This window comes from Bradyrhizobium sp. CW1, assembly GCF_023100665.1.
GTDB lineage: Bacteria > Pseudomonadota > Alphaproteobacteria > Rhizobiales > Xanthobacteraceae > Bradyrhizobium > Bradyrhizobium canariense_D.
Genome location: NZ_CP064684.1, coordinates 3,514,617 through 3,527,304, shown reverse-complemented (window position 1 = coordinate 3,527,304; position 12,688 = coordinate 3,514,617). Strand labels below are relative to the sequence as shown.

Here is a 12,688-nt window from a genome sequence, read left to right as displayed (position 1 = left end):
CCACAAGGCAACTCTGAGCGCAATGACAAAGATGCTTCGACTGAGGTGGACCTCGATGTCGGCAGGCGCAGCCCTCGCCGCCCTCACCGGCATCGCCTCGAGTGAAGCCGCCGAGTGCCCGCGCAAGGACGCGCTCGGCACCTCCCGCATTCTGAGCGTCGACGCCAAGACCGCGCCGCGCGTGGGCCTGAAGAGCTTTCCGCAGACGCTGGAGCTTGCCGATCACGAGGTCGTGCTGACCTTCGACGACGGGCCGCATCCGCCGACGACGTCGAAGGTATTGGTGGCACTGGCGCAGGAATGCGTGCGCGCGACCTTCTTCCTGATCGGCCTGCACGCCTCCGAACACCCTGACATGGTCAAGCGCATCGCGCGCGAGGGCCACAGCATCGGTCACCACACCTTCTCGCACCCGTTCATGGCGCGCATTCCGTTCGACAAAGCGAAGAGCGAAATCGACCGCGGCATCGCGGCCGTCGAGCTGGCTCTGCACGGCACCTCGACAACGACGCCCGCGACCCCGTTCTTCCGCTTCCCCTATTTCGAGGCGACGCCAGCCGAGCTTGACCTGCTCCAGTCCCGCGGCATCGTGGTGTTCGGGGCCGACCTGTGGGCCAGCGACTGGAACGAGATGACGCCGGAGCAGGAAATGAAGCTCGTCACCGAGCGGCTCGCCGCCGCCGGCAAGGGTATCATCCTGTTCCACGATCCCAAGGCGCGTACGGCTGCGATCATGCCGGCCTTCCTGCGGTATCTGGGGGAGAACCGCTATCGGGTGGTTCACGTCGTGCCGGCGGGTGCATCACAGAAGAGTGCCGACGCGCATTGATGCCGGAATGTCACGCCGGTGCAAAATGGGGTGATTTGGGCCCTATTAACAGTCCGTTCATGCTACGCCATGCAAGTATCAAGGGGACTTGTCGCGGCAGGGTTCTGGGTCGGGGTTCTTGCGCCTGAACCGTTTGCTGATGTCTCCGACCTACTATGGCGGCAATCGCGTAAGAGGGCAGACCGGGTTCATGATCGGAAGTAGCGTTGTTGCTCGGACGCGATCGTGGATCGTCCTTTGCCTTGGCAGCTTTCTTGGCGGATTCCTTGGTGTCCTGACCATCGGCTCGCCGGCCATTGCGGCCGACTGCCCCGGCCATCCGGACGCGCTCGGGACCTCCCGCACGCTCGTGGTCGATCCGCACGAGCATCCCCGCATCGGCACCATGCAGTACCGCGAGACGCTGCCGCTGAAGGACCATGAAGTCGTCCTGACCTTCGACGACGGTCCGTTGCCGAAATATTCCAACCAGGTGCTGCAGATCCTCGCCGACGAGTGCATCAAGGCGACCTTCTTCATCATTGGCGAACAGGCCAAGGCGAACCCGGAAGGCGTGCGCAAGCTGGTCGCAGCGGGCCATACCGTCGGCACCCACAGCATGACGCATCCGCTCACAATGGACCGGATGCCGCTCGACAAGGCCGAGGCGCAGATCAATGGCGGCATCGAGTGGACATCGGCCGCAATGACCGATCCGTCCAAGCTCGCGCCGTTCTTCCGCATTCCCGGCCTGATGCGCGCCGACGGCGTCGAGAACGTTCTGATCTCGCGCGGCATCCAGGTCTGGAGCGCCGATTTCCCGGCGGACGACTGGCGCCATGTGTCGCCCGATCGCGTCTATCAGCTCGCAATCCAGCGGCTTGAGGCCAAGGGCAAGGGCATCCTGCTGCTGCACGACATCCAGGCCCGCACGGTGGCGGCGCTGCCGAAGATCATCCGCGACCTCAAGGCGCGCGGCTATCGCATCGTGCACGTGGTGCCCGCGACCGCCGAGCAGCTGGCGACGCCGACAACGCCGGTGGAATGGCTGCTGCATCCGCCGACCGAGACCACACCGATCGCGCGCTGGCCGGCCGTGCCGAACTTCGTGTTCGCGCAGACCAAGACGCTTCCGGCACCCTCGCTGGCCGACCTCAACGCACAGGCCGCGCACCAACCGCTGCTGCCGCGCAAGACCATGGCGCTCGCCAATGTCGCGGCCACCCTGCCCGCGCCTGGCCGCGATCTCTTTGCGATCCCGGAAGGCTCGGTCGAGGTGCTGCTGTCGACGACCTTGTCGCGGCGCGCCGCGACGCGCCTGGCAATGGCGGCCGAGACGCCTCCTGCGGCCAAGGTCAAAGCCGGCAAGTGGCACGCTCGCCGCACCGCGCGCGCTGCTCATGGCACACCGAACCACGCCGCAGAGACCGAGGGCACTGCAGCCAAGAGCACTGCCCCCAAGAGCGCCGCGCCCAAGAGCACAGCGCCGCGCCCGACCCGTGTGGCAAGCCTGAAGAAGCGCGCGCAGTAGAGCTTACTGTCGCATGATGTTGGCGACGCAGAGCAATACGATCAGCGCCAGGAAGAACAGGTCCATATAGGACTTGACCTCGCCGTCGCGCCGCAGCCGGGCGACGTCAACCACGACCTGCTTGCGCACACTCGTTCCGCCAGTGCCGTCATTGAGCGGAGCCTGAAGGCGCTTGGTCTCGGCTTCCAGCTTCTCGATCTTCTGGTAAAAGTAGAACGCCCGCAGCGTCGAAGCTGCGCGCATGCCGGTATAGACCAGCACCAGGATCGCGATAATCGCCCGGTTCTGGTACTTCTCCATGAAATTCAGGCTGAAATAGACCATCGCCATGAATGCGAAGTTGGTCACGAAGCGATAGACGAAGCTTAAAAAGACCATGCGGGCTTAAGCCTTGAAGGGTGGCGCAACCGACCGTGTTGCAAATGCGGGGATCAGGAGCCCAGACCGGAACAGCCGGCCTGAATGCCATGCAGCCCCGTCTACGCCAACTTTGTTTCAACAAAGATACTATTGCCCCGGCGATGCCGCCTTTTAGCCACGCCCGGCCATAATGCAAGCCGGAGCCCCGGCCGTCGAGCCGTCCGCGCGCCTGTTGGCTGCAACGGCTCCTTGGAGATTTGGCGGAAGTCCCGATAGACTGGGGTCGCCACATGTGGGGTCTGCCGATGCCGAAGAAGGGAATCACCGGCCACGACGACTGGGTTCTGACCGAGGCGCTGGCGACTGCGCTGGTCGCGCTGGAGCAGCTCGACACCAAGCACCAGCCGAGCGCGCATATGGACGACATCCGCAAGATGCTCGCGAACGGCAAGGAGCCGGCGGCGGTGACCCTGCATCTCGCCCAGGCCAAATGCCGGCTTTTTCCCGACCTCGATCCGCTGGAGATCTACCGGGAATACGGCATCGGCGAGGAATATGGCTGAGGGCGCCGTTGACGGCCGGACCTAAGGCCCGCCGGCGACCGATCCGGCGATCACCATGACCAGCGCGGCCAAGTCGATCTTGCCGTTGACGATCAGCTCCTCCGAGGCTTTCGCGTCGTGCGCCCGTTCGACCTTCAGCGATTGCGGCCGGTTCGCCGCCTGCCGCTTCAGCTCCTCGACGATGGCTTCCGTGAGTTTCTCTTCCAGCATGGGCTTGTCCTCAGGCCGCCATCGCACGGCAGGATTGCGCGCAGGAGCGGCACATGGCGACGCACTCGTCCATGCCGCCGACCCGTTCGCAATCCTCGGCGCATTCGCTGCAAATTTCGGCGCATTCGCCGCATGTGTGCCGGTGATGCGGCGTATTGATCAGCATGAAATGCGCCGCCGTCCGGCACATTTCGGCGCACGCCATCATCAGGCGGAAATGCTTGGGCTCGACGTGCTTGCCGCCGGTCTCGAGGCAATGGTTCATCGCGGTGCCGAGGCAGGTCTGATAGCAGCTCATGCAGAGCGCGATGCAGCGCGTCATGTCTTCGGATTGAGCCATCCGGTGTCTCCATTGCTCGCCCCCTGCACCGGTCAACCAGGGGGATGTTGTGATCGTTCCTGCCGTCGTGCCGATTGTGACGTCCAGGGAACCTCGCAAAGCTAGCCGTAACGCCTGGCGCGCACCGCCCGGTAGCGAGCATCGGTCTGCGGCTTGATGAACAAGGCGGCCACGCTTGGATGGCGTTTGCGTATCTCGGTCTCGATCGAAACGACGCATCGCTCGATATCGTCGGCGCGCTTGTCGTCCGCAAATTCGATGCTGAGGGCCGCAACGATTTCGGCCGGCGACAGCTGCACCGTCAGCAGGCCGTTGGCCCTGAGCACGCCGGGCGACCGCCTTGCGATGTCGAGGACCGATCGCGCAAGTTCCGGATCGGCGGGCTCGCCGATCAGCAGGCTCTTGCTCTCGCGCGCGAGACCGATCGACACGATCGCCAGCAATATCCCGATCATGATCGAACCGATCCCGTCCCAGACCGGCTGGCGCAGCCATACGGCCGCGGCAGTGGCCGCCGCGGCAATGGCGATGCCGACCAGCGCCGCGCTGTCCTCGAGCAGCACCATGAATGCCGGAGGATCCTTGCTGCGAACGAAAGCCTGGTAATACCCGAACCGCTGGCCGTCGGAGCTGAAGCGCCGCAGGGCAACCAGCCAGGAACCGCCTTCAAACAGGAACGACAGCCCGAGCACCACGAAGCTGACGATCGGACTTTCGATCGGCTCGGGTGCGGCGACATGCAGAATGCCCTGATACAGCGAGACACCGGCGCCCAGGGCGAAGATCAGCAGCGCAACGATGAAGCTCCAGAAATACAGCTCGCGCCCATAGCCGAGCGGATGGGATTCGTCGGGCGAGCGGCTCGCGCGCCGGTAGCCGTAGAGCAGCAGGATCTCATTGGTCGTATCGACGAGCGAATGCACCGCTTCGCTCGTCATGGCCGAACTTCCCGTCCACGCGGCGGCGCCGATCTTCGTGACCGCGACCAGGACATTGCCGAAGAGCGCCGCATAGACCGCGGTCTTCGAGGATGATTCTGTTGCCAATGTCCGATACCCCGTTCCTCATGCCAGCCGCCGCGGCAGGCTGTTGTGGATCGTGCAGGCGGCGAGCGCGGCGTGGCCGAACGCGACCGATATCTGGTGCAGGTCGGTGACGACGTCGCCGATGCCGTAGAGCCCGTCGACCGAGCTGCGCTGATGGTCGTCGACTTTCAGATGGCCGTCTGCGGTGTGTTCGGCCCCAAGCGTCATCGCGAGATGCGAGCGCACTTCCGCACCCATCACCGGGTAGACCATCTCGAATTGCGCCGTCCGGCCATCGGCGAAGACGGCTTCAACGCCGTCGTCTCGCCGCCTCAGGCGCAGGCCGGGCGCGACGACGATCTCGACACCGGCTTCATTGAGCTCCGCTGCCGCGGGCTTCCCGTCATCCTCGCCCGTTGCCAGCAGCGTCACGTCGCGCGAGTAGCCGCGCATGAAGAGCGCCTTGCCGGCGGCGCGGTGAAGCGGACCGACGATGCCGATGCGACGGTCGATCGCCTCGAAGGCGTCGCAAACGGGACAGTAGCGCAACAGCCCGTCCGCGACGGCCGCGCGCCATTCGTCGAACGGCGGATGGGCGTCGACGATGCCGCAGGCAAGGATGACGGTGGCGGCCGTATGCGCGCCGCCGTTCCAGATCGCCTGAAAACCGTGATCGTGTCGTCGCAAGCTGGTGACCTCGGCATCAACGCGCGTGACCGCGAGCTCGCCCAGTTGCGCGGACATGCGCGCGAGCAGGTCAGTGCCGGAGAGGCCGTGGACGAAGCCCGGCACATTGTGACTGCGCGGGATCAGCGCCGCCCGGCTCGCGCCTGCGTCCACGACACAGACGCGGCGCCGAAATCGCGCGAGGTAGATCGCAGCCATCAGCCCGGCCGGGCCGCCGCCGACGATCAGGCAATCATACGGCTGATCATTCGCCATCATTTGGGGTTTGGATCCGACAGGCCCGCACCGGGCTCGCGAAGCTGTCCGCTCCGCGCCAGGCGGACCGCGTTGCCGAGTGCGCGCGCGACGTTCTGCACCTCCGTCTGGAATGCCCTGTCGTCATCGAGGTCGCGGTGCGAGGTGGCGTATGGCTCCATGTAGCCGACATAGCCATCGAGCTCGGCGAAGCGGCCCGCCGAGATCAACTGCATATCGGTCAACCAATCCGACAAGGCCCGGCGCACGCCCTCGGCACCGACCGCATCGCCGTGAACGACGAGGCCGAAATGACGGCCGGCGAGATGGCGCGGATAAGGCCAGCCCTTCAGCTCCAGCGCCTTCGCCTCGGCCGCCTTCTTGCCGTGGGTCGAGGTCGGATCGGGATTGCCGCCGTCGGCGCAGACCATGCGGTCCATCATCGCCTTCAGTCCGGCGGGTACGTGATACCAGTTCACCGGCGTCACGATCAGGATGCCGTGGGCCGCGACCCACAGCGGATAGATATCGTTCATCCAGTCGTCGGTCTGCCCCAGCGAATAGTTTGGATAGCAGCTGCACGGCCAGTGGCAGAGCGGCATCGCGGTTCCGACGCAGGATTTGCAGGGATGGATCGTCTTGCCGAACTCCGAGGCCAGGCGCGACAGGTCCAGGATGTCGACGGCAAACCCAAGCTCGGCAAAGACCGGCTCGGCGAGTTCGACCAGACGCCAGGTCTTGGACATCTCGCCGGGACAGGTGTGCTCGCTGCGGGCCGAGCCGTTGATGATGAGGATGCGCGGCGTCTCGTCCGCATCGTCATGGCGTCGCTGCGCCGCCAGGATCTTCGCGCGCGCATCGAGCCAGTCGATGGCGATGTCGTAATCGGGATCGGAGAATCCCGCGCCCGCCTTTCGCGTCAGCGGGGCCTTGCGTGAATCGCTGTAGGCGTCCCAGGCCGCGCCGACGATGGCGTCGAGCTCGCGCTGGAGCGGTGCAAAGGCGGGATCGACGAACCGGCTCCTGTAGCGGCGCTCGAAGGCCTCGCGCGAGAGCTTGACGGGCGGCATCCCCTTGCGAATGTCGGCTTCCGTCATGCTGGCTCCTCGCGAGGTCGGTACAGTTCGACCAACCCGGGGCGCAGCGCGCGGTTCCTTCTCGCTCTCCTCTCGTCGCCCTACTGGCGGACAACTTCCGGCGGCACATCGAACTGCGCGATGCGCTGGTCCAGCCGCCACAGTTCGATGCGGTGCACCAGCACGAGCGATGCGGCCTCGCGCTTGGCCTGCTCATCATCGTCGCAGACCAGGTTGATGCATCCAAACACATGCCCGTCCGGATCGATCTGGAACGCGCGGTAGTGCTTGATGCTCCGCATCGTCACCCTCCCCGTCTCGGGTAGACAGGTTCGCTCAGCCAGTCCGTCAGGTTCGAGGTCACCTCGTTCTGCTTGGCGCGCTGAAGCAGCATGTCGCGCTCCTTGCCGGGCGGCAGGCTGCGCGCACGCTCGCGAGCGGTTTGGGCGAATGCCGCCAACCGCTCCTGGAGCGATTGGGTCTGTTTCCTGCGGTTGCGTTTCGCGGTCATTGTACTTTCACAAAGCCCTTCAGATGGAAGGATTGGGATGGGAGGAATTGGCCCCGGCGGGAGGTCGGCGCCGGGGCCAGAGTTTCGTGCCGGTTGGGGCGGCCCAGCCCGGCAGTGTTGGCAGCTTCGGCCGCAACCGCAGGTTCCGGCATTTCAATAAGTTAACGGTGCGTGATTTTGCTGGTGCGAAACGAAACGGCCGAGCAGCGACGGATGCGCGCATTCCCTTCGCGCGCCGGCACTGCCTCGAGTGCGCCGGAACCGAAATGCTGATTCGCTTATTGATGAGGGACTTGAAGGAGGATCATCATGGTGAAAGCAGCATGGAAACAACCGGGTTCACCGATCGGCCGCAAGGGCCCGCGCAAGGCAAACCCCGCGTACAAGCGGCGGGCGCGCGAACGATGGACACCTGCGGACGTGAGCAAGCTGAAGCAGCTCGCAAAAGGAAACACGCCCACGGGCGTCATGAGCATCAAGCTGCAGCGTCCGGTCGCGGCCATTCGCAGCAAGGCGCAGCGCGAAGGCATTTCGCTCAAGCCCGTCAACCGCTCGCCTTACAACAGGCGATCCAAAGCAGCGAAGCGGCGCTGAGCGAGGCACCCATCCCGGCGCAGCTAGACGTTTAGTGTCGTCGGCTCCTATTCCGACGGCGCGCGGTGCCGGAGATCCTGTCCTTCCCGGTCGTCGCGGAGGGCCTTGAGCTCCGAGCGCAACATCGCGCTTTCCATCACCACCCGGCGCACCTGGCGCGTGGCGTGATCAAGCTGGTCCGCGACCGCTCTGCGCTGCGCCCGGAGGGCGCGGCTTGCTTCGATCGCGCGCTCAGCGCGGGCAAGCAGGACGTCGTTCATGGAACGACAATACAGGATTCGGGACGAAACTGCCTTTACGTAAGTTACGTCAATTACTCAAAACCAGCCATCCGCTCAAAAAACATTCGCGAACGCTAACCTGGATCAAGTACGACCGTTCCCCAACCGAGCAAACGCTTAGCTCCGTCGATAGAGTTGCAGATAGCTCGGCGAGAACAGCGCCGCGTCCTTGAGCGCATCGAGATCGGTGATGGTCAGCGTGCGATCGCGCAGCACGATCAGACCGGAAGCACGCAACTCCTGAACCGTGCGGTTGAGATGGACCACCGACAGGCCGGTGGCGTCCGCAAGATCCATTTGCGTCACCGGCATCACGCAGGAATTGCCCTCGACCATGCCGACAGGACGCAGCCGCTCGATGATTTCGCAGAACAGATGGGCCACGCGTTCGAAGGCCACCCGGCGGCCGAGATTGATGGCCCATTCGCGCTGGATCGCGTTGTTGACAAGCGTCTCGCACCAGAACGCTTCCGCCAGCGCGCGGTCGCTCGCCACCAGACTCTCGAACCGCGCGCGCTTGATTTCGGTGTAGACGACCGGCGTCATCGCCGCGATGGAATGATCCATCACCGACAACAGGAACGCGTGCGCGTCGCAACTTTCGCCGGGAAAGAGAAAATTGACGATCTGGCGCCGCCCGTCCTCGAGCGTCTTGTAGCGGCAGAGCCAGCCCGACAGCACGAGGCGCACGCTGTCGACCGGATCGCCCTCCGAGATCAGATCCTCGCCCGCTCCTGCGCGCTGGATTCCCTCGAGCATTGCATATTCGAGCGAGGTGCGGGCCTCCGTCGACAGCGGCCTCAGCACGTTCAGCCGGCGAATGACCGGGTCCACCTGGCTGCGATCTAGCGTCGACAAGGGCATCAGCTGGCCACCGCCGGTGTATGAAACGCCCGCTTGCTGAGGGGAATGGTGATCGTGCATTCCAATCCCTTGGGACTGAATGCCAACCTGGTCTGCCCCTTGAACTCGAACGCGAGTGTGCGCTCCAGAAGCTCGGTCCCAAATCCTTTGTGCGGCGGCGGCGCAACCGGCGGCCCACCGCGCTCCCGCCACTCGAACACCAGCTCCGCCGGGTCGGTGCCCTGCTCGAGGCGCCAGGAAATCTCGATGCGACCGGTCGGCCGGCTCAGGGCGCCGTATTTGAGTGCGTTGGTCGCGAGCTCGTGAATGGCAAGGGCAAAGGTTTCCGCTGCCTTCGACTGAAAACGCACCGGGGGACCGCTGACACGTACCTGCTCGCCCTCCCTGGCATTATAGGCCAGCATCTCCTCGACGGCGAGGTATTCGAGATCGACGCCGCCCTCGGGATCGCGGGTCACCAGCGCCTGGGTACGGGCGAAAGCGTTGAGCCGGCCGTCGAGATGAGAGGCAAACTCCTCGACCGTCGAGCTCGTATCGGCCGTGCGACGGGCGATCGAGCGCACCACGCCGAGCGTGTTGCGGACCCGATGCTGGAGCTCGGCCAGCAGCAGGCGCTGCCGCTCCTCGGCGCGGGTCATGGCGGTGATGTCAACGAAGGTGATCACGACCCCGGCGATGAAGTTTTCGATGCTGCGATAGGGCAGGATTCGCACGATGTAGCGCGTGCCGCTGTCCGGCGCCCTCAGCTCGCGCTCGGCGCTGGCAAGCGTCCGCAGCACGCTGCGAACGTCGTCATAGAGGTCCTCGATCGGGACGCGCGCCTTGATGTGCGCGATGGGCCGGCTAATGTCGGTTTCTACGAGATGCAGAATTTGCGTGATCGCCGGCGTGAAGTTCATCACGCGCAACTCGTTGTCGAGGAATACGGTCGCGATCTGCGTGCTCTCCAGGAAATTCCGGAGGTCACTGGTGGCGCGCGTCAATTCCTGGACGCGGTGAGCAAGCTCGCCGTTGACGGTGGTCAGCTCCTCGTTGACCGACTGCAATTCCTCGCGCGAGGTTTCGAGTTCTTCGTTCGCGGACTGGAGCTCCTCGTTGAGGGACTGGTATTCCTCGTTCGAGGACTTCAGCTCCTCATTGGTGCTTTCGAGCTCTTCGATGGTCGCCTGAAGGCGCTCCCGCGTCGCCCGCAGCTCGCCTTCGATACGCTCGACATGCTCGGTCTGCACCAACGCATTGGGCTTGCCTGCGCCGGCATCGATGGCGCGCACCGGGCCGTCCTTGAACAGGACGACAAAATTGCGATCGCCGCTGCCGCTCTCCTGGATCGGCTCCACCGTGATGTCGACGGGAATGTGCTGGCCGTTGGCGCCGAGCTGCACCTGTTCGGCATGGGCGGGCTCGTTGGTCTCCGCCGCGCGGCTGAGCACCGCCCGCAGGTCCAGGCGGAGATCGCGGTGGACGAGTTGGAGCAGATCGAGCGTGGCGGCGCCTGCCGTCGGCTCGATGTAGCGTCCGGTGCGCCCGGAAAAGTGCAGGACCTGAAAGTTGCTGTCGGCGATGACATAGGCGGGCGCATAGCGCTCCGCGATCCGCTGCGCGCGACGCTCCAGCCCGATATCAGGGCGGAAGGAGCGCGCCGGCGCTATCTCGAGGTTTGCCCTCCCCGCGGCGGTCGTGATCGGAAATTCCGGCGGCAGCCGGGTTCCGGTCTCGAGCTTCTTGAAGATGCGGGCGCGGCGGTCGACCGGTACGAACAGTTTTGGATGCCGCGTGACGTTCTCGGAATTGCCGAGGAACAGGAACCGATCCGGCAGAAGGGCGAAGTGGAATAACGGGATCACCCGGTTCTGCAATTCGGCATTGAGGTAGATCAGCAGGTTGCGGCAGGAGACGAGATCGAGCTTGGAGAACGGTGCGTCCTTGATCACGTTGTGCTGCGAGAAGATGCACATCTCGCGCAGCTCCTTGACCACGCAATAGGTGTCACCTTCGCGCACGAACCAGCGCGCCAGGCGCTCGCCGGTCATCTCCGCTTCGATCTTGGTGCGATAGCGGCCGACGCGCGCAGCCGCCAGCGCCCGTCCGTCGATGTCGGTCGCGAAGATCTGAACCTGCGGTGGCGAGTCCATTTTGGCCATGTACTCGCGCAGGAGGATAGCGATCGAATAGGCCTCCTCGCCGGTTGCGCAGCCGAGCACCCAGACGCGAACCTGCTGGCTCGCGTCCTTGCCTTCGAAGAGCTTCGGGACGATCTGGTTCTCCAGCACCTCGAATTCACGCTTGTCGCGGAAGAATTCGGTGACGCCGATCAAGAGGTCGTTGAAGAGGTGCTGCGCCTCGTCCTGGTCGTTGCGCAGGAAATCGACGTAAGCGGAAATGTCGCCGATCTGGACCACCTGCATCCGCCGCTGCACGCGACGCAGGAAGGTGTTCTGCTTGTAGCCGTGGAAATCATTGCCGGTCTTGCTGCGCAGGATGTCGGCGATGCGCGACAGCGAGGTCGCTGCAGCGGCCAGCACCTCATCGAACCCCTGCTTCTCCTCCAGCCGCCGCAGATGACGGGCATAGACCTGGATGTGCTCGGCGATGTCTTCGGCGGTCAGCACGTAGTCGGCGATCGCCGCCGGCGTATCGGCGTCCTTCAGATGATCCGCGTCGTCGCTCGCGCCTTTTTCGGCGATGGCAAGGCCGCCGTGGTCCTTCAGTGTCGCGGTACCCAACGTGCCATCGCCGCCGATGCCGGACAGGATCACGCCGATCGATTGCTCGGCGCGTTCTTCCGCCAGCGACACCAGGAAGCTGTCGATCGTCGCCCGCTCGCCGGGCGCCTGCTCGGCCGGGCGGACGCCGAAGCGACCGTCCTGGATCGTCGTGATCATCGCCGGCGGGCACAGATAAATCGTGCCACCCTCGATGGTCTGGCCGTTGCCGACGTCGGAAATCTTGCCACCGTGGGAATTTCGCACGATCTGGCGCAGCCGCGGCTCGTCGAGGGCCTCATGATGCTGGAATGCGAGCACGACGGCCTGGTCGGCGCTTACGGTCAGCCTGGAAAAGAACCGCTCGACGCTATCCAGAGCTGTCGGCGCGGCGCCCACCCCGATGATCAGCGGAGACCTGGTCTGGCGCTCTCTTTCGACCGACTGGTCGCCGATTTCATGCATGGTCTCGGTAGCTCTCATTCATTGACGGGAACCAGAGGACGCCCGCTCGCCGCAAATAGCAGAATTGATATTATCCCAACAGGTGCAAGGCGGAAACGTCACGCTGCGTTCCGTACAGCGAGCATTGGGCATTAGGCATTGAGCTTGGGTGGCCTGCCAACGCCCCCAGATCACTCCGGACCGACTTGCTGCCGAAGATAGGCGATCCGCTGCTCGATCAGGACGCGATGGCGCAGCCATTCCGTGAGGGTCTGCTTCAGCGCCTCGACCAACCGTTCCGCCTGGCCCGCGTCGTGGCCGCCGGCACTGAGCTCGCGGATGCGCGCCTCCTGATCGAGGATGCGCCGCGAACCCTCCTCGATATCCCGATCGGCCTTGATCAGATGGCGGCGCTCGGTATCGAGCTGCTCGGTCCATTCGGCGAGGGAAATGGCCAT

At 64.6% G+C, this 12,688-nt stretch carries 16 protein-coding genes; 4 read left to right on the top strand and 12 right to left on the bottom strand.

Going from position 1 to position 12,688, the window contains the following annotated elements; translation table 11 throughout:
• The first annotated feature begins 55 nt into the window (after positions 1 to 55).
• Both IVB54_RS17265 and IVB54_RS17260 read left to right on the top strand, forming a co-directional pair.
• On the top strand, positions 56 to 829 hold the full coding sequence (locus IVB54_RS17265; protein ID WP_247777384.1) for a polysaccharide deacetylase family protein: 774 nt from the start codon (positions 56 to 58) through the stop codon (positions 827 to 829).
• Between the two features lie 190 nt (positions 830 to 1,019).
• Complete coding sequence (locus IVB54_RS17260) at positions 1,020 to 2,339, top strand: polysaccharide deacetylase family protein (protein ID WP_247392995.1); 1,320 nt, start codon at positions 1,020 to 1,022, stop codon at positions 2,337 to 2,339.
• Between the two features lie 3 nt (positions 2,340 to 2,342).
• Here the strand turns inward: IVB54_RS17260 and IVB54_RS17255 are convergent, their stop codons facing one another.
• Positions 2,343 to 2,717, bottom strand: coding sequence for a hypothetical protein (locus IVB54_RS17255; protein ID WP_018455201.1), 375 nt, complete (start codon positions 2,715 to 2,717; stop codon positions 2,343 to 2,345).
• 287 nt (positions 2,718 to 3,004) lie between these two features.
• On the opposite strand from IVB54_RS17255, the gene IVB54_RS17250 reads away from it, so the two are divergent.
• Positions 3,005 to 3,262 (top strand): hypothetical protein, encoded by a 258-nt coding sequence (locus tag IVB54_RS17250; protein WP_240543306.1) that lies wholly within the window; start codon positions 3,005 to 3,007, stop codon positions 3,260 to 3,262.
• Between the two features lie 21 nt (positions 3,263 to 3,283).
• Here IVB54_RS17250 and IVB54_RS17245 read toward each other — a convergent pair whose 3' ends face one another.
• The 7 genes from IVB54_RS17245 to IVB54_RS17215 form a co-directional block, all read right to left on the bottom strand.
• Positions 3,284 to 3,472, bottom strand: a complete 189-nt coding sequence (locus tag IVB54_RS17245; protein WP_018455203.1) for a hypothetical protein — start codon at positions 3,470 to 3,472, stop codon at positions 3,284 to 3,286.
• 10 nt (positions 3,473 to 3,482) lie between these two features.
• Positions 3,483 to 3,812, bottom strand: coding sequence for a four-helix bundle copper-binding protein (locus tag IVB54_RS17240; protein WP_007611368.1), 330 nt, complete (start codon positions 3,810 to 3,812; stop codon positions 3,483 to 3,485).
• Positions 3,813 to 3,913: 101 nt separating this feature from the next.
• Positions 3,914 to 4,858, bottom strand: coding sequence for a cation diffusion facilitator family transporter (locus IVB54_RS17235; protein WP_018455204.1), 945 nt, complete (start codon positions 4,856 to 4,858; stop codon positions 3,914 to 3,916).
• An 18-nt stretch (positions 4,859 to 4,876) separates the two neighbouring features.
• On the bottom strand, positions 4,877 to 5,782 hold the full coding sequence (locus tag IVB54_RS17230; protein WP_247336174.1) for an NAD(P)/FAD-dependent oxidoreductase: 906 nt from the start codon (positions 5,780 to 5,782) through the stop codon (positions 4,877 to 4,879).
• Positions 5,779 to 6,855, bottom strand: coding sequence for a flavodoxin family protein (locus IVB54_RS17225; protein ID WP_018455206.1), 1,077 nt, complete (start codon positions 6,853 to 6,855; stop codon positions 5,779 to 5,781). The genes IVB54_RS17230 and IVB54_RS17225 overlap by 4 nt, the downstream gene beginning before the upstream one ends.
• Before the next feature lie 80 nt (positions 6,856 to 6,935).
• Positions 6,936 to 7,136 (bottom strand): hypothetical protein, encoded by a 201-nt coding sequence (locus IVB54_RS17220; RefSeq protein WP_026232903.1) that lies wholly within the window; start codon positions 7,134 to 7,136, stop codon positions 6,936 to 6,938.
• A gap of 2 nt (positions 7,137 to 7,138) precedes the next feature.
• Positions 7,139 to 7,345, bottom strand: coding sequence for a hypothetical protein (locus IVB54_RS17215; protein WP_018455208.1), 207 nt, complete (start codon positions 7,343 to 7,345; stop codon positions 7,139 to 7,141).
• A 309-nt stretch (positions 7,346 to 7,654) separates the two neighbouring features.
• Between IVB54_RS17215 and IVB54_RS17210 the strand changes: the two genes are divergently transcribed.
• Positions 7,655 to 7,939 carry a hypothetical protein gene (locus IVB54_RS17210; protein WP_018455209.1) on the top strand — a complete coding sequence of 95 codons (285 nt, stop codon included), beginning with the start codon at positions 7,655 to 7,657 and terminating at the stop codon, positions 7,937 to 7,939.
• Positions 7,940 to 7,986: 47 nt separating this feature from the next.
• Here the strand turns inward: IVB54_RS17210 and IVB54_RS17205 are convergent, their stop codons facing one another.
• From IVB54_RS17205 to IVB54_RS17190, 4 genes are all read right to left on the bottom strand, one after another.
• Positions 7,987 to 8,199, bottom strand: coding sequence for a hypothetical protein (locus IVB54_RS17205; protein WP_018455210.1), 213 nt, complete (start codon positions 8,197 to 8,199; stop codon positions 7,987 to 7,989).
• A 138-nt stretch (positions 8,200 to 8,337) separates the two neighbouring features.
• Positions 8,338 to 9,084, bottom strand: a complete 747-nt coding sequence (locus IVB54_RS17200; protein WP_018455211.1) for a Crp/Fnr family transcriptional regulator — start codon at positions 9,082 to 9,084, stop codon at positions 8,338 to 8,340.
• Positions 9,084 to 12,251 carry a CheR family methyltransferase gene (locus IVB54_RS17195; protein WP_247392984.1) on the bottom strand — a complete coding sequence of 1,056 codons (3,168 nt, stop codon included), beginning with the start codon at positions 12,249 to 12,251 and terminating at the stop codon, positions 9,084 to 9,086. The genes IVB54_RS17200 and IVB54_RS17195 overlap by 1 nt, the downstream gene beginning before the upstream one ends.
• 170 nt (positions 12,252 to 12,421) lie before the next feature.
• A complete protein-coding gene (locus IVB54_RS17190; RefSeq protein WP_018455213.1) occupies positions 12,422 to 12,688 on the bottom strand; it encodes a hypothetical protein in 267 nt (88 codons plus the stop codon).